Origin of the sequence: Limnospira fusiformis SAG 85.79, assembly GCF_012516315.1 — a bacterium.
Lineage (GTDB): Bacteria > Cyanobacteriota > Cyanobacteriia > Cyanobacteriales > Microcoleaceae > Limnospira > Limnospira fusiformis.
In genome coordinates, this window is the sequence record NZ_CP051185.1 from 3162604 (window position 1) to 3186671 (window position 24068).

A 24068-nucleotide genomic window follows, 5' to 3' on the forward strand; every position below is an offset into this window, starting at 1 on the left:
AAGGTCTGTGTAGGTATTGATAAGATTATCCTACTTTTCCCCTTGCCCATTTGGACGCAGCGTATCAACCTATTTCGCTACCAAACTATTACGATGGTTCAAGTCGGAACATTCAGATTTCCTTAGTCATGGATGGTTGGCAGTGGTCGGATTTTGGGAATAGGTTTTCCCTCACGCCTTCCGTTCCCCGCTTCAGTCTGACGGGTTGTGATTCCTAAAACTGGGGGTGGCTATCGCCGTTACTCTCAACTTCCTGCTATACTAGGTGGGTCGTGCGAGACGTTTAGGAGTGAAATAGGGCTGCAATGCCTGAAATAACTTCCTAGTCGGACTTTCACCCCTTGGTGAAATATAAGGGACTCGTACCCTGACCATCCCATAACTGTTTATATGTCCCAACGCTTGGAGAAATCTAAGCAAGGCAGGGAACTCAAGGTCAATCCCATTTTAAGAAATCGCAATATACCGTCCAAGTATACCTAGGAGGAGTATTAAACCCACTTGGGGCGATTATGGGATAGAGTAACGGCGATAGCCACCCCCAATTTGAGGATTCACACTCCTAGGGTTGAAGCGGGGAACGGAAGGCGTAATAGGGGAACCTACCTCTCACTCGACCACTGCCAACCATCCATGACTAAGGAAATCTGAATGTTCCGACTTGAACCATCGTCAATAGTAAGTAGCGAAATAGGTTGATACGCTGCACTCAAAAGAGTAAGGAGAAAAGTAGGAGTCTGAGCACGCTACCTACACAGACCTTTTTAAGTAACCCGGTGGATAGGACAAGTCTAAAGATGGAATGCCCGTATAAACGGAACGTTTAAACCCCTTTTAGGCTCTCAGTAGTGTTGTGTCTATTGAGTAGTCAAAAGTGTAAGCGTATACCTTTAAGGGGAAAGGATGTGACTGAAAGCTAATGCCTAACTGTAATGGTTAGGATATGCCCACTAGTCACGGTGTGGATATAGAGACTGCGGTAAGTAGGAGTCCTACGGCGAAAGCGAGTTTAAAGACTACGTATCTCATATAGCTCTGAAAGTTGAAGTCATAAAGCGGGGGGTTGTAGTCCCGTTCCTACTGACAATAGGGTATTCACATTAGGAGCCGTGTGATGTGAAAGTATCAAGCACGGTTTGGAATTGGAGTTGGCGAAGGTGACTTCCCTTTCGACCATAACACTACTTCCACCGTTCAAACGTTCTGTCTTGACCTTGGGTCTCCTGCCTTGCTTAGATTTCTCCAAGCGTCGGGACATATAAACAGTTATGAGATGGTCAGAGATGCGACTCCCTATATTCCACCAAGGGGTGGAAGTCCCACCAGGCGGTGATTTCGGGTATTGCAACCTTATTTCATGCCTGAACGTCTCGCACCTCATTGCTTACTTTTACCACATTATGGCAAATGATTCAGGGCTGGGCTGGTTTTCTATATATTACGGACGGATACAAAGTTTATCCTTGCTTAATTGAGGATTGCAATCATCTAGTCAGCAAAACGGCTATGACAAGAGTAGAAGGAGAAAACTGCCGTCTGAGGCACTATTTAGCCAGGCTACATCGCAAAACTTTGTGTGATTCCAAGTCCACTGAGATGTTGTACAAATCAATTCGCTTACTTATCTATTATTTGAAGCATGGACAACTTCCTCCGTTCTCTTAATCATTCCTCACTGTGCAATACCCTTGATTGGTTTCGATTTCTCGAATCCTTTCTTTCAACTCGCTTGCGTCATTTAAACACCCACTAGACTCTATTCTTACAATCAAACCGTGACCTGTTAGCATTTCCCGTCCATTACAGCCGGGCGTTGGCTTTTGGTCACATCTCACATCCTCTAGGACTTGCGGTTACACTTATCCCTACTAACTACCTCGACCAGATAGTCAGAGTCCAGGAGGACTTAAAACGTTCCGTTTATATGGGCCTTCCATCTTTAGATTTGTCCTCAGAACCGGGGTACTTTCAAGGTCTGTGTAGGTAGTATAAGGAGCCTCCTACTTTTCCCCTTACTCTTTTGAGCGCAGCGTTTCAACCTATTTCGCTACTTGATTCTTACGATGGTTCAAGCCGGACATTCGGTCTCCCTAATCATGGATGGTTGGCAGTGGTCTCGTTTCTGATACTATAGCATTAGTCAAGGTGGTTAGGATGCAGCTTGGAGAACGGAATCCATGGCATCATGGAGAGAATCAAACTGCTCAATACAATGGCGAATGCGGGCTTTCAACCACGACCAACATTTCTCTATCTTGTTGAGGTCTGGCGAATAAGGTGGTAGATAGAGCAAACGGCATTGAGCCGCCTCCACTAGTTCAGGAATCCGTCCCCCTTTATGAAACGTTGCATTGTCTAGCACTAGAGTCTGACCTGGCTTCAATGTTGGAATTAAGATGAACTCCAACCACAACTCAAACACTGTCCGATTACAACAACCCTCAAAGGTAAAGGGGGCTAAGAGTTGTTGATGACACCATGCCGCAATCATGCTCACCCTGCCCTGCCTCTTCCCGGATTTGAGGGCATGGAAGCGTTGTCCTTGCTCACAGTAACCATAAGGATAATCGGAGTCTTGACTATTGATGCCAGCTTCATCGAGGTAAACCAACCCTTCCGGCTCCATCTGTTCAATCTGAGCCATAAACTCCTCTCGCTGTTGCTCATCACGTTCTTGGTAGCCGTAAGTTTTTTTTCTGGTGAAGCCAATTTTCTTCAAGGCTCTGGATATGGTGCGAGGATAGATGTCGTCATCCCAAAGTTCAGCCATTTGAGCGGAGGTTTTGTGGCCATGCTCTTAGGCAAAAGCCTTGAATTTGTGCCAGTCGGTAATTTAGTGGCTATGACCAGGTGGGCGATTAGGTTTAGGGAGGAAGTCGCCGGTGTGTTCTTTTCTTTGGAGCCAGAGATTGATGGTGTTCCTGCTGACATGGAAAACTTGACTGGCTTCGGTTTTGGGTATACCGTCTAGTTCAATTGCATTAATAACTTTTTGTCTAAGGTCGTAACTGTAGGGGGCTGTCATTTTGGGTCTTCTGTAGATATCCTTGCCATTATACGTCCTAACTTTTCTGTCTTGTGCTATAGGTTGTATCTCGGAGCCTTCCGTTCCCCGCTTCAATCCTGGGGTTATGATTCCCAAAACTGGGGGTGGCTATCGCCGTTACTCTCTACTCCCTGATTTCTCAGTTGGTTTATGACCTTGAGTTCCCTGCCTTGCTTAGATTTCTCCAAGCGTCGGGACATATAAACAGTTATGGGGATGGTCAGGAGTGCGTTCCTTATATTCAACCAAAGGGTTGAAGTCCCCACCAGGCGGTTATTTCGGGTATCTCAACCCTATTTAATGCCTGAACGTCTCGCACCCCTGATATTAAATCATAGCAGGTTTTAACCGTTCCCGGCTAAAAATCAGCAAAGTTAGCGAGCGCAAATTGTAGTCGGCTTTGGGTTTCCGCCACCGTCAAGGTCCCCAATTCTCCTAGTGCGCGGGTACGGATACTGAGACTATTAGACTCCACTTCCTTAGCCCCCACCACAGCCATAACTGGGACTTTAGCCTTTTCTGCATTACGAATCATTTTACCCAAGCGATCGTGACTGTGATCAGCTTCCGCGCGAATATCAAGCGATCGCCATTTTTCAGCCACAGACTCCACAAAAGGAAAAAACTCGTCACTAACAGGTAACAACCGCACCATTACCGGAGCCAACCATAGGGGAAAATCCCCCGTATACTCCTCAATCAAAATCCCGATCAACCGTTCCAGGGACCCAAAGGGGGCGCGGTGAATCATCACCGGGCGCTGGCGGGTTCCATCTTCGGCCACATATTCGAGATCAAACCTTTCTGGTAAATTATAATCCACCTGAACCGTTCCTAACTGCCATTCTCGTTCCAAAGCATCCTGAACAATAAAATCCAACTTAGGACCATAAAAGGCAGCCTCACCAATACCCTCAAAATAATTCATTCCCAGAGTTTCCACCGCGCGGCGGATCGCATTTTCTGCCTTTTCCCAGGCTTGGTCTGAACCGATATATTTATCAGAATTAGGGTCACGGAAACTCAAACGGGCTTTAAAGGACTGATCCAACTTGAGTTTTTTGAGGACAGACTGAATCAGATCAACCACCTTGAGAAACTCATCATCCAACTGTTCCGGGGTAACAAACAGGTGAGCATCATCTTGGGTAAAGCCGCGCACACGGGTTAATCCTCCCAATTCCCCCGACTGTTCGTAGCGGTAAACCGTCCCAAATTCAGCCAAACGGATGGGCAATTCCCTATAGGAGCGTAGACTAGATTTATAAATTTGTACATGGAAGGGGCAGTTCATAGCCTTGAGGACAAACCCCTCGTCCTCTGATTCTCCCATCATGGGAAAGAGGTCTTCGCGGTATTTTTGCCAGTGACCAGAGGTTTTAAACAAATTGACCCGCCCCAAATGGGGGGTAACCACTGGTTGATATCCCCGCCGCACCTGTTCTCGTTTAAGGAAGTCCTCAAGGGTTGTCCTCAGAATTGTACCTTTAGGAGTCCACAGAGGTAGCCCCGGACCCACTTGATCGGAAAATATAAATAGTCCTAATTCTTTCCCTAAACGGCGGTGGTCTCGTCTGAGAGCTTCTTCTTTCCGGCGTTTATATTCTGCGAGTTGTTCTGGGGTTTCCCAGGCTGTACCGTAAATGCGTTGGAGTTGAGCTTTGGTTTCGTCTCCCCGCCAATAGGCTCCCGCCACGCTTTCTAATTCGATCGCTTTTGGGTTAATATCTCCGGTAGTTTCAACGTGAGGTCCGGCGCATAAATCCCACCATTGATCGCCCAGATGGTAAATGGTAATTGGTTCCGTTAGGTCAGCCAGGATTTCTAGCTTGTAGGGTTCTCCTAGGGTTTCAATGCGCCGTTGGGCTTCTTCCCGGCTAACTTCCTCCCGGATAACGGGTAGTTTCCGCTTGAGGATTTTTACCATCTCTTTTTTGATGGCTTTTAGGTCTTGTTCCGTAAAAGGTTCCGGGCTATCAAAGTCATAGTAGAAGCCGTTTTCAATCCATGGTCCTATAGTTACTTGAGCCTTGGGAAACAACTTATGGACTGCCATAGCCATTACATGAGAAGTGGTGTGGCGAATCCTTTTTAGTTGATCAGATTGGCTGGTTTTGGGAAGATGGATTTTTTGGGGCTGTTCTGAAGTTGCCTGTGAATTTTCGATAGCCATCGAGCATCAATTTGTGAATTGGTTGTTTGTACCGGCTTAGGTTGCTGGTCAGCTTGACCCAGACTCCAAGCCTTTCGGGGAAGGAGACGATCGCCATCGGACCAGGCTCTAGCCTTCCCATCGGATGAGCCTATTGTAGCTAAACTAGGGTAGATATGCTCAAATTTATCTTGACAGTTTGTGGGACCATATCCTAAAACTTTTGTTAAGAAAATTGTTAAGAATTGTAAAGAGTGTTAATATATTGACTAAGTGCGAGACGTTCAGGCATGAAATAGGGTTGCAATACCCGAAACAACCGCCTGGTGAGGATTTCAACCCCTTGGTTGAATATAAGGAACGCACTCCTGAGCATCCTCATAACTGTTTATATGTCCCAACGATTAGTATCCTACGATACAAAATCAAGGCAGGGAACCAAAGGTCAATACACTCTGTAACATTTCGTAACAATTCTTAACATAACGGAAACGTGACGAAACAGAGATGAGGGTAACGGCGATAGCCACCCCCAGTTTCAGGACCCACAACCCTAGAATTGAAGCGGGGAACGGAAGGCTCCGAGGTGTAACCCAACACCAGAATCGAGACCACTGCCAACCATCCATGATTAGGGAAACCGAATGTCCGGCTTGAACCATCGTCAATATAAAGTAGCGAAATAGGTTGATACGCTACGCTCAAAAGAGTAAGGGGAAAAGTAGGAGGATATTTTAACTACCTACACAGACCTTTAAAGTACCCCGGTGGAAAGGACAAATCTAAAGATGGAATGCCCATATAAACGGAACGTTTTAACCCCTCTTAGGCTCTGATTATCTGGTCGAAGTAGTCAGTAGTGACAAGTGTAAGCGCAAGGTGCGAAACGTTTGGGAGACCAAATAGGGCTGCAATGCCTGAAATCACTTCCCAGTGGGACTTATACCCCTTGGTAGAATATAAGGAATGTCTCATTCTAGCTATAGCAATATAGATAGGATTGCTGACCATCCCATAACTATCTATGTGTCCCAACGCTTGGTCTCAACAACCAAGCAAGGCAGGGAAACTCAAGGTCAAGACAGAACGCTAGAACGATGGAGTCGTGACCCATCTAGTAAAGCAGGAAGTTGAGAGTAACGGCGATAGCCACCCCCAGTTTTAGGATTCACAACCCGTCAGATTGAAGCGGGGAACGGAAGGCGTAATAGAGGAACCTACCTCTCACTCGACCACTGCCAACCATCCATGATTAGGGAAACCGAATGTCCGGCTGGAACCATCGTAATACACTAGCAGCGAAATAGGTTGACACGCTGCGCCCAAAAGGGCAAGGGGAAAAGTAGGGGGCTCATGCAACTACCTAAAAACAACGAAAGTTGTGCACAGACCTTTAAAGTACCCCGGTTCTGAGGACGAATCTAAAGATGGAATGCCCGCATAGATGGAACGTTGTAACCCCTCATTAGCTCTCAGTGGCGGGATGTACCCGTGGAGTAGTGAAAGTGTAAGCGTATGCTTTTGAGGGTGAAGGATGCGACCAGAAGCCCAAGCCCAATTGTCATGGTGGGGATATGCCCACAGGTCGCGGTGTGGATATAGATACTGCGATTAGTAGGAGTATTATGACGAGAGCGAGTTTAAAGACTACGTGGTTGTATACAGCTCTGAAAGTTGAAGTTACAAAGCAGGGGGTCGTAACCCTGTTCCCATGACACGGGGTGTCCACATCAGGAGCCGTGTGATGTGAAAGTATCAAGCACGGTTTTGTATGGGAGTTCGGGAAGGTGACTTCTCGTTCGACCCTACCCCCTTGAGGGGGTGAGATGTGACCAAAAGCCAACGCCCGGCTGTAATGGACGGGATATGCTAACGGGTCACGGTTTGATTGCAAGGATAGAGTTTAGTAGGAGTCAAGATGACGAAATCGAGAGATGGTAAAGGATTCGGAAAACCGAAACCTACTAAGACGTGCGTTTGTATGGAAAAGTATCAACTGGGCTAAGGTTCAGCGGTACGTTTTTAAGCTCCAAAAGAGGATATACCAAGCAGCTAAATCGGGACAGGACGCAAAGGCTAGAAGGTGGCAACGTCTATTGGTGAAATCATATTATGCGTGCGAGACGTTTAGGAGTGAAATAGGGATGCAATGCCCGAAATAGCCTCCTAGTGGGACTTCCACCCCTTGGTGGAATATAAGGGACTCGTATCCTGACCATCCCATAACTGTTTATATGTCCCGACGCTTGGAGAAATCTGAGCAAGGCAGGGGACTCAAGGTCATAAACAAACTGAGAAATCAGGGAGTAGAGAGTAAAGGCGATAGCCACCCCCAATTTCAGGATACACGATTCTGGGATTGAAGCGGGGAACGGAAGGCGTGAGGTAGAACCTACTACCAAATGCGACCACTGCCAACCATCCATGACTAGGGAAACCGAATGTCTGGCTTGAACCATCGTAATGATTTAGCAGCGTAATAGGTTGCCACGCTGCGCTCAAAAGAGCAAGGGGAAAAGTAGGGTTTTGCATAAAACACCTACACAGACCTTTTTAAGTACCCCGGTGGAGAGGACAAGTCTAAAGATGGAATGCCCATATAAACGGAACGTTTAAACTCCTCATTGGTTCTCCTTATCAAAAAAGTGAGCAATATTACTCACAAGGAGTAGTGAAAAGTGTAAGCGTATACCATTGAGGGGAAAGGATGTGACTGAAAGCCAATGCCTAATTGTAATGATTAGGATATGCCCACTAGTCACGGTGTAGATATAGAGACTGCGACAAGTAGGAGTAATATGACGAGAGCGAGTTTAAAGACTACGAGTTGTATGCCAAGCTCCCAAAGTTGGAATCATAAAGCGGGGGTTCGTAACCCTGTTCCTAGTGACAAAAAGGGTATCTACATTAGGAGCCGTATGAGGTGAAAGTCTCAAGTACGGTTTGGAAGTGGAGTTGGGGAAGGTGACTTCCCTTTCGACCATAACCCGGCTCCTAGCATTGCGGCTGTAGGGGTGGGTTCCACGGTCAGCCATGCTTGCCAACAGTCAGCTTAATGAACCCGCCCCCCAAGACAATCAAGGAAAGAAAACGGCTGGGGTAGATGGTGTGATAGCGCTATCCCCCAAACACAGGCTGGAAATGACCGAGAGAATAAAAGGAAATCTCAAAGCAAAACCACTGCGACGGGTGTGGATACCTAAACCCGCTAGGGATGAAAAACGACCGCTGGGAATACCCACAATCCAAGACAGAGCCAGGCAAGCCTTGGTTAAGTCGGCTCTCGAACCCGAATGGGAAGCGAGATTTGAAAGCACAAGCTATGGGTTCAGACCAGGCAGGTCAGCCCAAGACGCAATTGGTAGAATCTACGTTGCCATAAAAACGAATAGTTACTACATTTTAGATGCAGATATAGCGAAATGCTTTGACCGAATAAACCATGATTATCTACTGTCCAAAACTCATTTTCCAAGCATCATGAAAAGAGATCTAAAACCATGGTTAAAAGCGGGTGTGCTAGATAACGGCGTATTTGAGGATACAGAAGCAGGGACACCTCAAGGAGGGGTAATAAGTCCACTTATAGCCAACATCGCACTGGATGGAATTGAAAGGCTAGTTAAAGGAATGTATCCTAATAAAGGAACGGCTACCCAAGTTGACTTGATAAGATACGCCGATGATTTTGTAGTCATATCCAAAGACTTAGGAATCATTGAACAGTGCAAAACTGCTATTTCCGAATGGTTAAAACCTACAGGACTAGAAATCAAACCCCAAAATACTCGAATCTGTCACACGCTCAATACGATTGAATATGATGGAAAACTTGAGAAACCAGGGTTCGACTTTCTGGGATTCAACATCAGGCAATATCCAGTAGGAAAATACAAATCTGGAAAAACAGGTGGGATAGCAAGCCGATTAATCGGACATATAACCCTCATCAAACCCAGTAAGAAAGCAGTTACAGCCCATACAGAAGTGATTAAGGGTGTAATTCAACAACATAAGACAACACCCCAATCTGCCCTGGTTAGCAAATTAAACCCGATTATTCGGGGATGGTCAAACTACTACTCAGGGGTTGTTTCATCCGAAACCTTCAACAAACTAGATAATATAGTTTGGCAAATGTTAAGGGCATGGACAGTTTCAAGATGCGGAAAGGCAAATCATGAAAAACTGAGTAATTATTTCAGACCTGGAACGGTCACGCTCAGTAATAGGAAAGAAAGACATGAAAAATCGATGTTCCAAACCAAAGACGGGTTACGTCTATATAAACACAACTGGACACCAATTGTCAGACATACCCTAGTCCGCCCAGACGCAACACTTTATGACGGTAATTGGACTTACTGGGCAACCAGGAAAGGACAAGCAATCGACACGCCAAACAGGGTAGCAAAACTACTCAAAAAGCCAAAAGGCAAGTGTACCTGGTGCGGGCAATACTTCACCCCATCAGACTTAGTTGAAGTAGACCACATTGTACCTAGAAGCCTCGGCGGAAAGGATGAATACAAGAACCTTCAGCTATTACACCGCCACACCCGCGATGATAAGACGGCGCTCGATAACGCCAACGCTGCATCCTTAACAATGGAGCAGTCTGCGCGTGCGTCACATCAGGAAGTTTTTCCTGTCTATGCCAATTATCGGGATGTGGAAGCACCACTAGAGCCGTGTGAAGGGAAACTTTCATGCACGGTTTTGAATGGGAGGGGGTGAAGGCGACTTCACTCTCGACCCCTAATTAATAAACTTTCATCTCGATGCTATGCCGAATCATAACTCCTCAGAAACTGAGTTGCTCAAGGCAATTCTGGAGCCGATGTTGGAAGACTTCCAATATTGGTTTGGGCGATCGCGACAACTCCTGGAAACTGAGAACATCCCTTTTCTGAGTGAACAGCAACAATCAGAAGTCCTAGATCGCATTAAACAAGCCCAGGAAGAGGTCAACACCGCTAAAACACTGTTTCACGCCACCGGATGTCAAGCCGGGATTGAAATGAAGGTGCTAATGCCGTGGCATCAACTCTTAACTGATTGTTGGCGCATTGCTAACCGCTTTCGTTTGGAATCGAAACCCCAGATCGAAAATGGAAATCCCAGTTAAGTTCTAGGGACCCCAGGCTATAGGTAGGTTTTCTCAACTGTTCCTTTCCCGGTTTCGATTTTTAGAGAAACTGTAGCGGTTGCTCCCTAATTTACGGTAAAGTTGTGGTAAATAGAACAAAATCTTAGCCTCGATTCATTAGCTTTTAACAAGGCCCAGTTTTCATCAATTATCCCTACCCCAAGGAGTAAATCATGTTACATCTGCTTTATATTCTGGCTTTTACCACTCTGGCATTTATAGCAGTACGCAATTTAATTCGTAGCCTGTTGACTGTTGGTATGGAGTCTCAGCGCTATAATTCTCACTCGGCGGGTGGCTTTAGGTCAGCGGATTCCCGAAATTACCAGAACATCCATCCAGAATTACTAGATGAGTCAGGAAATGTACTCAAAGAACCTTTGCTGGTGATGCGTTCCCTCTCAGTCCAAGATGCGCGAACTCAGCTAGATAACCTTTATCAATCTTCCCCCGGTTCTTCTGAAGAAACTAGAGATGATAGTTAGAAACCAACCATAGAAACCCTAGGGCGGAGGATAGCTTAACCATCTTGAACCTGCCCTTATATTGCCATGGAAAAGCTGAAATGTATCAGGTTAATACAACATACAGCCTTTATCTCAATCATTAAGCACAGTAACAACACTTGGTAAACCAGTTATTCAAACACTGTAAATCCACAAGGCTTACCGCCACTTCTACCAATCTCACTAATAATTCCATGGTCTCCGTCCTGAACTTGCACACTAAACTTTTGAGCTGTGACCACATCATCTCTATCGGGTTAAACTCAGGGGAATACACCGGCAGATATTCTACCCTGGCTCCTACTGACTCTATCATTTCTTTGACTTCTTCTCGATGATGAGAATTTAAGTTATCCATTACCACTACATCTCCTTTTTTTAATTTTGGCAATAAATCTAACTTGATGAATTGGAGAAAATCCTCTTTTTTCATGGACCCTTCTAATGTTTGAGTCGCCACCACTCCGGAGAGCTTAATTGCACCAATTATTGTCATTTTTTGACCTCGATAGGATTTCCGCAGTTCATAGACTTTTTTCCCTTTCGTCGCTCTGGCTAACGGTCTGCTCATCCCTACCCATAACCCACTTTCATCAATAAACACAAGCTTTTCAGGAGCGACATCTCTAATTCTTTACCAATAATCTACTCGCGCTTTCTGTGCTTCTTCTGTTACTACTTTTTCGCTCCTGTATGTTTTTTTTTGAGACTTATATCGTGCTGCTTTAAAAATCTATCTATCATGGTCGTACTGACATTTATGCCCAGCTTGTCTCTGAGCTTATCACTATATTGCCATAAGGTCAGGTCGGGGTGGGCTTCTACAATATCTATCACGGCTTCCTCATGCTTAGATAAAATGCTTTTCTTTTTAGTGCCACACTTACGAGGAGATAAGTCTCCCGTTAATCGATACTGTTTGACCAGTCGCCTTACCGTGTCTGGACTCACCAAAAAGCGTTTCGCTACTTTTCGGATAGAAGTGTCTCCTTTTTCATAGGCTTCTACTATCTTTTTCCGAAAATCTAAAGAGTAACGGCTCATGGTAGTTGGTTGTGATAACTTATACAATAGCCATACATTATACTGTACTTTGTGTTTTGTGTAAAGGCTGTATAACAAATCCCCTAATTGATAACTCCTACCTTTATTAATCTGGCTCCGTGGAGACCCCCACGCAATCAATACCTAAATCCTCACTCTGATTGGTCGTCGGTTGTTCAACCCTAGTCCTAAACCTTTGGGTTGACACTCCCCTGCCTAAAGGCGAGGGGATTCTTCATTCATAGACCCAACTTGCTTTGACAGGATTGCTCCAGCCAGAGTAGAGGTCGAATCTCCTGAAGCGTTCGGGTAATAGACACATGTTCCGCTATGCCCTAGCGTAGACAAGGCTGACTTCAGGATGTTGAGCGCAGCATTCCAATCCCTATCCAAGTTGAACCGACATTGACAAACATGAGTTCGAGTGGATAGGGCTTTTTTGACCACTGCACCACAGTTAGAGCATTCGAGTGAGGTATAGCATTAGTTAAGGTGGTTAGGACGCAGCTTTGAGAACGGAATCCATGGCATCATGGAGAGAATCAAACTGCTCAATACAATGGCGAATGCGGGCTTTCAACCACGACCAACATTTCTCTATCTTGTTGAGGTCTGGCGAATAAGGTGGTAGATAGAGCAAACGGCATTGAGCCGCCTCCACTAGCTCAGGAATCCGTCCCCCTTTATGAAACGTTGCATTGTCTAGCACTAGAGTCTGACCTGGCTTCAGTGTTGGAATTAAGATGAACTCCAACCACAACTCAAACACTGTCCGATTACAACAACCCTCAAAGCTAAAGGGGGCTAAGAGTTGTTGATGACACCATGGGGTCATATAGCTCACCCTGCCCTGCCTCTTCCCTGATTTGAGGGCATGGAAGCGTTTTCCTTCCTGGCAGTAATCATAAGGGTAATCCGAGTCCTGACTATTCATGCCGGCTTCATCGAGGTAGACCACTTCTTGTGGCTCCATCTGTTCAATCTGAGCAATAAACTCCTCTCGCTGTTGCTTCCAACGTTCTTGGTAGCCGTAAGTTTTTTTTCTGGTGAAGCCAATTTTCTTCAAGGCTCTGGATATGGTGCGAGGAGAGATGTCGTCATCCCAAAGTTCAGCCATTTGAGCGGAGGTTTTGTGGCCATGCTCTTGGGCAAAAGCCTTGAATTTATGCCAGTCGGTAATTTTGTGGTTATTGCCAGGTGGGTGATTAGGTTTAGGGAGGAAGTCTCCGGTCTGTGCTTTTCTTGGCAGCCAGAGATTGATAGTGTTCCTGCTGACATAGAAAACTTGACTGGCTTCGGTTTTGGGTATACCGTCTAGTTCAATTGCATCAATAACTTTTTGTCTGAGGTCGTAACTATAGGGGGCTGGCATTTTTGGTCTTCTTAGTCATCTCGTCCTCTCCATTATACGTCCTAACTTTCCTGTCTGGTGCTATAGCTCTGAAAGTTGAGGTCATAAAGCAGGGGATCGTAACCCTGTTCCCAATGACAAAGGGGTATCCACATCAGGAGCCGTATGAGGTGAAAGTCTCAAGTACGGTTTTGAAGTGGAGTTGGGGAAGGCGACTTCCCTTTCGACCATAACCGAACTAGGAGCCGTATGAGGTGAAAGTCTCCTAAGTACAGGACAAAAGTTGTAGAGCCTGGTGAAACCGCCCTGAAAACAAAGGCAGATTAGAGAAAGTGCGGCGTAGAAAATCCAAGCCAGTGCGGAAAAGACTCTGGGAGCGTCGTCCGTGAGCCTTCAAAGGAATGGGTGAACCTTGGTGAATCCACAAACCCACCTTCATAGCCCAAGTAAAAGCCAGGCTAAGCAAAGCCAATAAACGGCTCAAGCGCTCAGGGTCCTTAAAGTGAGTCGATTCGAGACAGAAGCCCCGAGTCTTCAAGGCTCCGAAGAGGTTTTCAATACCCCAACGCCGAGCATAGTCGGGGAGGGCCGTTTCGGGGCAAGCGTTAGTGATGAGAATCAACAACTCCCCCGAATCAGCCAGACGAGAGCCAATGACGTAAACCTGCCGTCCCCAAACCCAACGGCGACCCGAAAGCTGGCGAAATTCTCCGGGTCGCAGAGAATCAAACATTCGTTCGCCGCTACGCCGAGTTCCTCCTAACTTAGGACTAATCAGCTCGCTGTGGCGGATGCGTAGGCGGAAAGGAACCTCGGGGTCGATGAGAAGATACGAGAGCCAATCTCGCCCCACAAATTCCCGGTCAGCGGTCAGACAAGCCACCTCCACGTCAGGAAATAGTGCCTCGAAGCGGTCGAATAAGTCCATGCGTTCGCCACTGTTGCTATTGCCCTTTTTGTCAAGCATCGTCCACAGCAGGGGAAAGGCAATCCCCTCGTGGACGACTGCCAACATCAAGATGTTGAAATGGGTTTGACCGAAAGACCAACAGGTGCGGTCGAGACTAAGAGTCCAAGGTTGGGGAATGTCAATGAGGCTAACGACGAAACGGGCAATCTCTGCCCGGTCAAATTTGAATTGCCGAAAAAAACGTTGTAATCGCTGGTAATTTGAGGAAATTTGCACAGGATTTGCGAATACAGTCGCTATTTCCATCAGATTAACCGTCTTTGTTTGGAATAGCGCCATCAGGAACAGGCAGACAAAGTTTAATCTCGCCCCGTGCCAGGGCAAGTGAGGGCGCAAAGTGTCTCGTAATCGGTTAAGCTCGTTCATGAGAGGGAAGTTTGGTTTGTGGTAATTCCGATGTAACCCTCTCACCCCAACTTGGCGCTACCCCCCCCACCCCTCGACTTTCACCTCAGCCCGGAGCGCCCCCTTCAGCATTTTCGGCTAGATTCCCTTTTGGCTAAGACTTTCAGCTTTTTTGTCCTGTACTGAGGAAAGTCTCACATACGGTTCTGAATGGGAGGGGATGGAGGTGACTCCATTCTCGACCCCTAATTCAGATACGACATGAAACTGTAAGACCAAAACTAACGAGGGTTAGTGGAGGCAGGATTCAGCCCAAGAATCCCCACGCCTTTAGGCTGGGGAGTGTCAAAGAGACCCCTTGGGGATAGGGAGTGGCTGCTAAACGTTAATCCTTTAAAAAGGGTTGGATAAACATGATCACATCTGTCTATTTTAACTGAAACGCTAGAATAGTTCTGGTTGTGGAACTTGTTTGGGTCTAAGAAATTCTCGAAACTGTGTTGAAATTATGGATGATGTGCGAGACGTTCAGGCATGAAATAAGGTTGCAATACCCGAAATCACCGCATGGTGGGACTTCCACCCCTTGGTGGAATATAGGGAGTCGCATCTCTGACCATCCCATAACTGTTTATATGTCCCGACGCTTGGAGAAATCTAAGCAAGGCAGGAGACCCAAGGTCAAGACAGAACGTTTGAACGGTGGAAGTAGTGACCCACCTAGTATAGCAGGAAGTTGAGAGTAACGGCGATAGCCACCCCCAGTTTTAGGAATCACAACCCGTCAGACTGAAGCGGGGAACGGAAGGCGTGAGGGAAAACCTATTCCCAAAATCCGACCACTGCCAACCATCCATGACTAAGGAAATCTGAATGTTCCGACTTGAACCATCGTAATAGTTTGGTAGCGAAATAGGTTGATACGCTGCGTCCAAATGGGCAAGGGGAAAAGTAGGATAATCTTATCAATACCTACACAGACCTTTAAAAGTACCCCGGTGGAGAGGACAAGTCTAAAGATGGAATGCCCGTATAAACGGAACGTTTAAACCCCTTTTAGGCTCTCAAGTGGCAGGATGTACCTGCGGAGTAGTGAAAGTGTAAGCGTATACCTTTAAGGGGAAAGGATGTGACTGAAAGCCAATGCCTAACTGTAATGGTTAGGATATGCCCACTAGTCACGGTGTGGATATAGAGACCGCGACAAGTAAGAGTTTGATGACGAAAGCGAGTTTAAAGACTACGTGTTGTATTTAGCTCCCAAAGTTGAGGTCACAAAGCGGGGGGTAGTAGCCCTGTTCCTATTGACAATTAGGGTATCTACATCAGGAGCCGTGTGCTGGGAAACTCGCAAGCACGGTTTTGAAGTGGAGTTGGGGAAGGTGACTTCTCTTTCGACCATAACCAATCAGTCATAACAGTAACTAGGGAGTATTGGGTCTCAAGTGTTGCTTATCTCACTGCTGTTCAACCTCTGTATCAGTTAAAATGCCAGTTTATGATCGACCTGTTAAAAATCCTCAAGTTTCCGATAATAATGCGATGAATGATAATTCGGCTCCTGTGGAGTTTTCTGTACAGTTTTGGGGGGTGAGGGGAAATATTGCTACCCCTGGCCATAAAACTGTTCGATATGGGGGGAATACCTCCTGTGTCGAAATGCGTCTGGGAAATCAACGTTTTATTTTTGACGGAGGGACTGGGTTAAGAGTTTTGGGTTTGGATCTGCTCAAACAAATGCCCGTTGAAGCCTCTGTCTTTTTTTCCCATACCCACTGGGACCATATCCAGGGGTTTCCTTTCTTTGTGCCAGCATTTATCCCGATTAATCGCTTTCATATCTATGGGGCGATCGCTCCTGATGGCTCAACGATTAAGGAACGCCTGTCTGATCAAATGGTACATCCTAATTTCCCGGTTCCCATGCACGTCATGCAATCAGATCTGAAATTTTATGATCTGATCCCTGGGGATGTGATTGCTTTGTCCGATGGCATTAAAATCGAAACGGCTCCTCTAAATCATCCTAATATGGCGGTCGGCTATCGGGTTACTTGGGAAGGCCGTACAGCGGTTTACTGTAGTGATACAGAGCATTTTCTCGATCGCTTTGATAATAATGTTCTGCACTTGGCTCGCAATGCCGACTTGCTGATTTATGATGCTACCTATACTAATGAGGAGTATCATGATCATAAGTGTCCCAAAATCGGGTGGGGACATTCTACCTGGGAGGTAGGGGTAGAAATTGCCAAAAAAGCGGGTGTTAAGCAGATAGCCATGTATCAACATGACCCATCCCACGATGATGATTTTCTCGATCACGTCCAACTTGAACTTAAGGCTGCTTTCCCCCAGGGGGTTGTTGCCAGAGAAGGTATGGTCATTACCCTAGAATAAGCTAACTTCTATAATATGTTCAATTCCAGACTCTCCAATCGGCGCAGCGAAAGGAGATATTCTCTATTGATTCGATGCTGTTTGATTCTGGTTGCTGTCCTGATATCCTTGGGCATTACAACGCCAAGTATAGGTCAGTATTCTGTTAGTGCGATCGGTACTGTTGATTTTGTACCGCCAGAATTTCAACTGGGCCAGGAACTCTATTTAGAAAACTGCGCTACTTGCCATATTCCTATTCCGCCGTCAGTTTTACCGAGACAGACTTGGCAACAAATTCTCCAGGATAGTCAACATTATGGCACTCAAATTGAACCTTTAGTGGATCCGGCTCGCCTGTTGGTGTGGAATTATCTCCGCCATTTTTCCCGTTCTATGACTGTGGCTGAAGAGGGTATCCCTTTTAGAATTGAGCGATCGCGCTTTTTTAGGGCGCTACATCCCCGCGTAGAATTTACGGAACCCATTAATATTCATAATTGCCAAACCTGTCATCCGGGTGCATCTGATTATAACTTCCGTCTTTTGACTCCAGAATGGGAAGATTCTCCGTAGTAAATTTTTACCAATTCTCTCGAGGATGACGGGGATTATCCCAATCATCTTGAGATGAATCTTGATCTAAATAGGGGGCAATATCTGAGGGTTTGTCTAATTCTAATTCTAGTTCATCATCGGACTCTGCTGATGATTGATCGAGGTTCAATGGTTCAATCACGCGGGCGATCGCATCTTGAATAAATCCTCGCACAAACTCATCTCGCCGATTAAGTTGAAATTGTCGCTGCACCACCTCTGTTATACCCCCATCTCCCCAATCTTGATTTTGGCGAAAATACTCGATAAAACTACGCCCCGCAATTCGGGTTAAATAAGCGGCAGTTATCCCTTGAATCGCCTTACCAACTACAATAGTACCGATGTGAAAATGTAGGGCGGTAGCTACTAATTGAATCGCACCTTTAACAATGCCTAAACTGCCTAAAGTTTTCGCGAGAGATAACGCCAACTCTCGCCCTCTATCCATATTTAATTTACACCCATATATTTTGCCAATTTCTACTACCATTTGGGCATTAACTGCCGCAGTCGCTAATAAATCTACCACCGGAAGCGGCGTAACAGCAATAGCCCCAGCCCCAATCCACTGATATCTATCGACAATTTGTTCGGCTTGGCGTAGACGTTGATTATCAATTAAACGCCGCGCTTCTTCGCCTAATCTTTGAGACTGGAGAAGGATATTATCAGCTATTAATTCTTCCCCTTCGGCGCGTAGAATTGTGGCGATTTTATGAATAAGTGGCATGATATCAGGCTCAGGTTTAAATGTATCTCCATTGTCCAGATTAATTAGTTGAGGATTAGCGGCGATCGCTATGACATCTTCCGGAGAAATAAACCCGCTCACTCGTTGCTTTAATCGATTTAAAATCTGATTTTTATCAGCTTCTGTATACAAGTCGGTTTTGTTAAAAATTAATAGCGATCGCTTACCCATTTCCGCCAAATTACGCAGAGGATATAATTCGGATTGACGCAAATCATTATCCACCACAAATAATAATAAATCTGCCTCGGTAGCCAGGGTTCTAGCCATTTCTGAACGAGTTACTCCCCCTTCTCCAACCTCCCCAATTCCCGGAGTATCAATGATTAAAATTTCCCGATTTAACCCCTTTAATTCGAGTCGATAAGTTTCCCCATTTATGGTAGTTCCCATGGGTGCGTCAACCCGCCCGACCATCTCCCCCATTAACCCATTAACCAGAGATGTTTTCCCGGCGGAACCTGTGCCAAATATCACCACCTGAATGCTACCTTGAGATAGGTTAGCTTGTATATCCTGAGAACGACTTATTAACGCCTGACGTGCTACTTCATCTTGAATTTGATTAACCTGTTGTCGGATAGCTTTTAAAGACGTTTCAGCCGCCTCGGATTTATCCAAAGGGATACGCAAGTTATGGCGGCGTTTTTTCCTCCCATTACTTCCAAATTGAAACAGCCTCAAATAGTAGAAAAACGTATACATCAATAACCCTAGCAAACCTATTAACACAACTAGCAACAAATTTGCTAAAATCGGGTTAGCCATCCACGCCACTTGACTGTATAACCAAGAAATCGATGTGACTAGCCAAATCATTAAACCCAGGATGACACAAACACCCACAATGATGATGAAAAGGCGGTATAAAGGCATAATCTTATGGTTAATCTCAAATCAGTCTGTTTTCTATCATAGCTGGTTAATTTGGGGATTTTGACTGACCTATGCAGCTATTAGGATTTGGGCTAAAATGGTATAGGTACAAAATTGGGGGGCTGGTATAATGCAATTATGGCTGGCTATTAGTTTCCCTTGGGGGGATAATCCCGGATAGATGATTGATAGGTTAATCTAAATAACTAAGGTTTTCAGACCTTTGACTAAACGCCCAATTCCTTCGGCGGCGGTGTCTGGTTTTAACGCCCCATAAGCTACCCGTAAATAACAGCCTTGTGACATACCAAAGGTAGTCCCCGGAATTACGGCTACCCCAAACTGTTTAATCAGTTGTTGGGCTAATTCCATTGAGTCTAACTCTGTGTCTATTTTCAGCAGAAAGTAAAACGCGCCATCAGCTTGCGGAATTGTGCAAAAATCTGATAATTGGCTGAGTTCATTGAGAAATATATCCCGAACTTCCGTGATGGTTTTAATATGATTTTGGCAATATTCATAACCTACTTTTAACGCGCCTAAAGCTACATATTGGGAGATGACGGGAGGACAGATTAAGATGGTATCTTGAACTTTTTGGATGGGGATTAGTAAGTGTTCAGGAATTAGCATATATCCAATGCGCCAGGATGCAAAACCGTAGGCTTTGGATAAACTGAAGAGAGAAATTGTGTGGGATTCACTGTTAGGAAAGAATGGCGGTTTATAGGTAAAAATTCTAGGCTTTCTAAGGAACTACAATCATTACCAAATAGAAAAATAAACCCCATTGAGAGGGACGATTAAAAGGAATCCTACCACTTTTGAATGAAGTTATCGTCAAAATCCGGCATCCAAACCCAAAAGTCCTGGTGTAGGATTACCCGCAACCCACCACAATTCTTTGGAAGGGGTAAAAATCCTGACATCATAGCCACCATCAACCATTCCCTCGGAACGGATAAAAGTAGTTTCTGAATAATTAATTTCCTGGGCAATTTCTAACATTTCCTCATCGGACAGAGAGGAAACACCCTCACCGAAGAAAACAGCGAGTTGATTTCCGGCATATTTAGCTTCTGCAAAAACATCAACGATGTAGAAATTCATAAAAACTAACTCTGAGAAGTTTTCAGACAGCTAATGGCTTCCAATAACCCCCGCGCCTTATTGAGGGTTTCCTCATATTCCTTTTCCGGTTGGGAGTCAGCCACAAGTCCAGCCCCCGCTTGTACAGAAACTTGATTTATACCATCTTCCCCCTGACGGACAATCATAGTGCGGATCGTGATAGCCGTGTTTAGTTGTCCCTCAAAATCATAATAGCCATAAACGCCGGAATATGGACCTCGGCGGCTAGGTTCCAACTCATTAATAATTTCCATAGCCCGAATTTTCGGCGCACCGCTAACAGTCCCAGCGGGAAAACAGGCTTTTAATAAATCCCAAGCAGTTTGATCATCTGCTAAGTCTCCCACCACATTACTAACAATGTGCATAACATGGGAATAGCGTTCGACGACCATCAACTGATCAACCATTACGGTTCCATTTTGGCAGACGCGCCCTAAATCATTACGTCCGAGGTCTACTAGCATAACGTGCTCGGCGATTTCTTTGGGGTCCTGTAGCAAATCTTGCTCTAGGTGTTGATCCTCCTGGGAGTTTTTACCACGGCGGCGGGTTCCAGCAATGGGGCGAACGGTGGCGCGCGCCTTTCCGTCAATGTTTTTTTCGGCTTTGACCATCACTTCCGGGCTAGATCCAATCATCTGCCAATCCCCAAAGTTAAAATAAGCCATATAGGGGGAAGGATTGATTAAACGCAGGGATCTATACAAGGAGAAAGGATCGCCTTGGTATTGTGCCGCCAGGCGTTGGGAAATGACGACCTGAAAGATATCTCCCGCCCTAATATAGTCCTTCGCCCGGTCAACAGCAGCACAAAACTGGTCGCGGGAGAAATTGCTGCTGTATTGGCGTGATGTTTCGGTATCATCAGATTTGTTGCTATCGGGGGGAGTCCATTGTAATAGGGTACTCTGACGAGATAGGGGAGATCTCAGTTTATCTACCAATTGAGTAACGCGATCGCAAGCCTGTTGATAGGCTGTTTCTGGGTCTGTTTCCCGCAGGTCAGCATAAGATATAGCCCAAACCTTGCGCTTCACCTGGTCAAAAATTAGTAAACTATCAAGCTGCATCCATAGGCCATCGGGTAAATCATCGTCTGTAAGGGGATAAATGGGGACTCGTGGTTCAATCCAGTTGATTAATTCATAACCCCAAAACCCGAACAGTCCCCCAATTCCCGGCGGTAGTTCTGGCAATTTGACAGGTTGATAGGGTTTAAGACAGTCAGCTAATACCTTAAACGGATCGCCTTGAAAATCTTGTTGTTGACCGTCCCTAAATTTTTGAATCATGCGATCGCCGCGGGCGGATAAAGTCCACAGAGGATCACAACCCAGAAAGCTGTAACGCCCAATTTTCTCCCCACCTTCGACTGACTCCAACAGGAAGCTGTAAGGTTGACCTGCACAAACCCGATACCACGCCGAAACTGGTGTATCCAAGTCCGCCACCCACTCCTGATAGACAGGAATGAAGTTACCCCTAGCCTGTAGTTGGCAGAATTGGGAGAAATCTGGAAAAATCATCGTTGTAATTTTTGGGAAAATTGGTAGCTGAATTTAATGCTACGGTGTATCAAAAATAACAGAAAATGCTGGTTTTTGGTGAAAAATCAGGAACCAGCAAACCTGATCTTATAGGGAGTTTACCTGTACTGTAGGGGTGGGTGCTACAAAAGCTCATTATCTGAATGAAAAGTCCGGTGAACCCGCCCCTACCCATAGACCCCTAAGACTCGTAGGTGGCTTTACCGCTGAATTTGACACTAGCTGGGTTGGGGTTGTCACCAATCTTGCGATCGATTTTTCCGTTGAACTCCCGACCTTCGTTAACTTTCTCAGGGAAAACGCCATCTTTGGGGTGGAGATATTCCATTTCGCCATTGGGGAAAATCCGATAGATTTTGAAATCCTCGATTTTCGGCTTGAATTTAGTCCGCAGTTGGGTTCCCAAGGCGAGACACTGCTCTTTGCGAGCCAGATAGAGCAAGTTTTCTCCCTCGTTCATAATAGCTGCGCCACCTGTGGGCATTTCAAACACCTGTTCTTTGGTGCTGGTCCAGGTAATGGCATATTTCTCCTCAACTTGGGCTTTGGTGAGAAGACCACCTGTGCTACCACCGAATTTGGGAGCTTTTCCTGTCAGTGTTTCTACCATAGAAAATTATCTCAAAGGTTTTTACGGGATCCTATCACTGATAATACCTTCTCAGTAGCGATCGTAAAGATCCGTTACACAGATATCCACAGCAGCCATAAAAACAGCCAAACCCTGCCCTAACCCCTCGCGCGCGATCGCTCGCACAGGTAGGGATTAGCGCCAGGGCTGGTCATGATTGAGCCTGAGCAAAACCGGAGAGGGTGGGATTCGAACCCACGAGGAGCTTGCACCCCTAACGAATTTCGAGTCCGTCGCAATCGACCATCTCTGCCACCTCTCCAGGCATTTCCAAGCTCATTAATCATTATAGCATTTCCCAGGGAAATTTCAACAAAAAAGCTGTAGGTCTTGGTTGGCCAACAGACACAGAAAAGCACCCCACTCTAATGCTGCGAACTGGTTGGACTCCATTTTAGAGATCGGCGGTTACTTCTGCTGATTTTCTAATTGCATAGGGATTCGGGATCAACTCCCCCCTGATACTCGCAGGTAAAACCATTTACACACCAGGAAGCCATATCGACTTCTGGAAGGTGAACAATATCAGAACAACTCGGTTGCCAGATCTGGCTAAAAAAAGCCCAAAGTATGGCTCTGCTGAGGTCTAATATGGTTTTGATCAGAGATTCTGTGTTCCCGGGTATCCCGGATTCTTCTACTAATTCCATTTCAGGCCAAATCCCATGGGCTCCTAACATGATTTTAGCCATCCATTGGGCCCTGGGAAGGTGGGTATCTGAGGTGAGGATTTTTACATGGCGCGCACCCCATTGGGTGAGTAAGGGTTGACTAAACATATAATTCCCGAAGGTGGAGTTGGCACATTTTTCTAACCAAACTCCTTGGCTGGGGGCTTTGTTGCGCTCAAATAGCTTGACAATGCAGGGATCGTCGGAACCTTTAGAAATGATAATGGGGATTTGTGGATATTCTGTGGCTAGTTGGGAAACATAGATTTCTCGGCGGATACTTCCCCCCAATACTAAGAAGGTATCAACGGGTTCTCTAGCGGACGATCGCATTATTAACAGGTGATTGACCAGTCCTAGACTCATGAATAACATTAAGGCGCACGCTGCTATGAGCAAAATTTTGACTCGGCGGCGCGCGCCTTGTCTAATCAACCTGGGGGTGTTCTGAGGCTTACTCATCTAAGGCGTACCAAATCCTACTGCTATAATGTCAAGTTGTGGAGACTTCCGCAGGCTGATACGGAATCCAATTAATAGCATGAGCATACCCAAAATTTGGCAACAATTTTTTTTCTTAGGTTCCCTAAGTTTCACGGTGACTGTCTCTACGATGGCTGCTGCTGAATCTCCTAGTTACCAACAACAACCCAGGAATGCTTATCCTCAAGAGTTTGTCAGCAATTATGTGAGCAATTGTCGTGAGCGATCGCAGAGGTCAGGGCTAACCCCCCAACAAGCGCAAACTATCTGTCAGTGTACCATTTTTGAGTATCAAGATCGATTTTCGATTGAGGAGTTTGTGGACATCGTACAGCAACTTCAGGAAACTGGACAAGCCCCAGATGAATTGGTGGATGTAGCTTTAACCTGTAGTGCGAAACTGGACAATAATTAAGGGGATGATGGTAAGGGC

General features: G+C 45.8%; 18 protein-coding genes, 1 tRNA gene and 7 pseudogenes. 10 read left to right on the plus strand and 16 right to left on the minus strand.

The window, feature by feature from the left end; genetic code table 11:
- The first annotated feature begins 50 nt into the window (after positions 1–50).
- Entirely contained in the window at positions 51–218 is a 168-nt protein-coding gene (locus tag HFV01_RS14825) for an FHA domain-containing protein (protein ID WP_008050452.1), read from the plus strand.
- Between the two features lie 1159 nt (positions 219–1377).
- Positions 1378–1665 (plus strand): annotated as a pseudogene (locus tag HFV01_RS14830) (IS1-like element ISArma2 family transposase); the annotation flags it as partial.
- A gap of 484 nt (positions 1666–2149) precedes the next feature.
- Here the strand turns inward: HFV01_RS14830 and HFV01_RS14835 are convergent.
- Positions 2150–3025 (minus strand): annotated as a pseudogene (locus HFV01_RS14835) (IS630 family transposase).
- A 22-nt stretch (positions 3026–3047) separates the two neighbouring features.
- On the opposite strand from HFV01_RS14835, the gene HFV01_RS14840 reads away from it, so the two are divergent.
- Positions 3048–3200, plus strand: coding sequence for a hypothetical protein (locus HFV01_RS14840; RefSeq protein WP_155839169.1), 153 nt, complete (start codon positions 3048–3050; stop codon positions 3198–3200).
- A 204-nt stretch (positions 3201–3404) separates the two neighbouring features.
- Here the strand turns inward: HFV01_RS14840 and thrS are convergent, their stop codons facing one another.
- Entirely contained in the window at positions 3405–5219 is a 1815-nt protein-coding gene (thrS, locus tag HFV01_RS14845) for a threonine--tRNA ligase (RefSeq protein ID WP_006625971.1), read from the minus strand.
- 456 nt (positions 5220–5675) lie between these two features.
- The gene (locus HFV01_RS14850; protein ID WP_071533611.1) at positions 5676–5903 is read right to left on the minus strand and encodes a hypothetical protein; all 228 of its coding nucleotides are present in this window, start codon (positions 5901–5903) and stop codon (positions 5676–5678) included.
- Between the two features lie 1229 nt (positions 5904–7132).
- On the opposite strand from HFV01_RS14850, the gene HFV01_RS14860 reads away from it, so the two are divergent.
- Positions 7133–7360 carry a reverse transcriptase N-terminal domain-containing protein gene (locus HFV01_RS14860; protein WP_081587722.1) on the plus strand — a complete coding sequence of 76 codons (228 nt, stop codon included), beginning with the start codon at positions 7133–7135 and terminating at the stop codon, positions 7358–7360.
- Between the two features lie 118 nt (positions 7361–7478).
- Here HFV01_RS14860 and HFV01_RS14865 read toward each other — a convergent pair whose 3' ends face one another.
- On the minus strand, positions 7479–7700 hold the full coding sequence (locus HFV01_RS14865; RefSeq protein ID WP_193520191.1) for a hypothetical protein: 222 nt from the start codon (positions 7698–7700) through the stop codon (positions 7479–7481).
- 567 nt (positions 7701–8267) lie between these two features.
- On the opposite strand from HFV01_RS14865, the pseudogene ltrA reads away from it, so the two are divergent.
- The 3 genes and pseudogenes from ltrA to HFV01_RS14880 form a co-directional block, all read left to right on the plus strand.
- Positions 8268–9785: pseudogene (ltrA, locus tag HFV01_RS14870) on the plus strand (group II intron reverse transcriptase/maturase); the annotation flags it as partial.
- Positions 9786–9984: 199 nt separating this feature from the next.
- On the plus strand, positions 9985–10326 hold the full coding sequence (locus HFV01_RS14875; RefSeq protein WP_006625973.1) for a DUF2605 domain-containing protein: 342 nt from the start codon (positions 9985–9987) through the stop codon (positions 10324–10326).
- Positions 10327–10520: 194 nt separating this feature from the next.
- The gene (locus HFV01_RS14880; protein WP_006625974.1) at positions 10521–10832 is read left to right on the plus strand and encodes a DUF2973 domain-containing protein; all 312 of its coding nucleotides are present in this window, start codon (positions 10521–10523) and stop codon (positions 10830–10832) included.
- A 121-nt stretch (positions 10833–10953) separates the two neighbouring features.
- Here the strand turns inward: HFV01_RS14880 and HFV01_RS14885 are convergent.
- The 5 genes and pseudogenes from HFV01_RS14885 to HFV01_RS14905 all read right to left on the minus strand — a co-directional run bounded on the left by HFV01_RS14885 (position 10954) and on the right by HFV01_RS14905 (position 15498).
- Positions 10954–11897 (minus strand): annotated as a pseudogene (locus tag HFV01_RS14885) (IS630-like element ISAtsp7 family transposase).
- Between the two features lie 216 nt (positions 11898–12113).
- Positions 12114–12374 (minus strand): annotated as a pseudogene (locus HFV01_RS14890) (zinc ribbon domain-containing protein); the annotation flags it as partial.
- A 19-nt stretch (positions 12375–12393) separates the two neighbouring features.
- On the minus strand, positions 12394–13269 hold the full coding sequence (locus tag HFV01_RS14895) for an IS630 family transposase (RefSeq protein ID WP_006625975.1): 876 nt from the start codon (positions 13267–13269) through the stop codon (positions 12394–12396).
- A gap of 244 nt (positions 13270–13513) precedes the next feature.
- Positions 13514–14584 carry an IS4-like element ISAtsp3 family transposase gene (locus HFV01_RS14900; RefSeq protein ID WP_006670036.1) on the minus strand — a complete coding sequence of 357 codons (1071 nt, stop codon included), beginning with the start codon at positions 14582–14584 and terminating at the stop codon, positions 13514–13516.
- A gap of 746 nt (positions 14585–15330) precedes the next feature.
- Complete coding sequence (locus HFV01_RS14905; RefSeq protein ID WP_008050452.1) at positions 15331–15498, minus strand: FHA domain-containing protein; 168 nt, start codon at positions 15496–15498, stop codon at positions 15331–15333.
- Between the two features lie 553 nt (positions 15499–16051).
- Between HFV01_RS14905 and HFV01_RS14910 the strand changes: the two genes are divergently transcribed.
- On the plus strand, positions 16052–16963 hold the full coding sequence (locus HFV01_RS14910) for an MBL fold metallo-hydrolase (protein ID WP_193521244.1): 912 nt from the start codon (positions 16052–16054) through the stop codon (positions 16961–16963).
- Positions 16964–17071: 108 nt separating this feature from the next.
- The gene (locus tag HFV01_RS14915) at positions 17072–17518 is read left to right on the plus strand and encodes a cytochrome c (protein ID WP_006625980.1); all 447 of its coding nucleotides are present in this window, start codon (positions 17072–17074) and stop codon (positions 17516–17518) included.
- Positions 17519–17525: 7 nt separating this feature from the next.
- On the opposite strand, the gene HFV01_RS14920 is transcribed toward HFV01_RS14915, so the two are convergent.
- The 7 genes and pseudogenes from HFV01_RS14920 to HFV01_RS14950 form a co-directional block, all read right to left on the minus strand.
- A complete protein-coding gene (locus HFV01_RS14920) occupies positions 17526–19169 on the minus strand; it encodes a YcjF family protein (protein ID WP_006669013.1) in 1644 nt (547 codons plus the stop codon).
- 198 nt (positions 19170–19367) lie between these two features.
- Positions 19368–19892, minus strand: a pseudogene (locus HFV01_RS14925) (aminotransferase class I/II-fold pyridoxal phosphate-dependent enzyme); the annotation flags it as partial.
- Positions 19893–20036: 144 nt separating this feature from the next.
- Positions 20037–20279 (minus strand): annotated as a pseudogene (locus tag HFV01_RS14930) (PhzF family phenazine biosynthesis protein); the annotation flags it as partial.
- Between the two features lie 5 nt (positions 20280–20284).
- Entirely contained in the window at positions 20285–21829 is a 1545-nt protein-coding gene (trpE, locus tag HFV01_RS14935) for an anthranilate synthase component I (protein WP_006625985.1), read from the minus strand.
- A gap of 202 nt (positions 21830–22031) precedes the next feature.
- Positions 22032–22460, minus strand: a complete 429-nt coding sequence (locus HFV01_RS14940; RefSeq protein ID WP_006616635.1) for a photosystem I reaction center subunit II PsaD — start codon at positions 22458–22460, stop codon at positions 22032–22034.
- A gap of 195 nt (positions 22461–22655) precedes the next feature.
- A tRNA-Ser gene (locus tag HFV01_RS14945) sits at positions 22656–22743 on the minus strand.
- A gap of 163 nt (positions 22744–22906) precedes the next feature.
- Positions 22907–23614 carry a YdcF family protein gene (locus HFV01_RS14950; protein WP_046321757.1) on the minus strand — a complete coding sequence of 236 codons (708 nt, stop codon included), beginning with the start codon at positions 23612–23614 and terminating at the stop codon, positions 22907–22909.
- 79 nt (positions 23615–23693) lie between these two features.
- Here HFV01_RS14950 and HFV01_RS14955 point away from each other — a divergent pair, with 79 nt between their 5' ends.
- Positions 23694–24050 carry a hypothetical protein gene (locus tag HFV01_RS14955; protein WP_006625987.1) on the plus strand — a complete coding sequence of 119 codons (357 nt, stop codon included), beginning with the start codon at positions 23694–23696 and terminating at the stop codon, positions 24048–24050.
- The last annotated feature ends 18 nt before the right edge of the window (positions 24051–24068 follow it).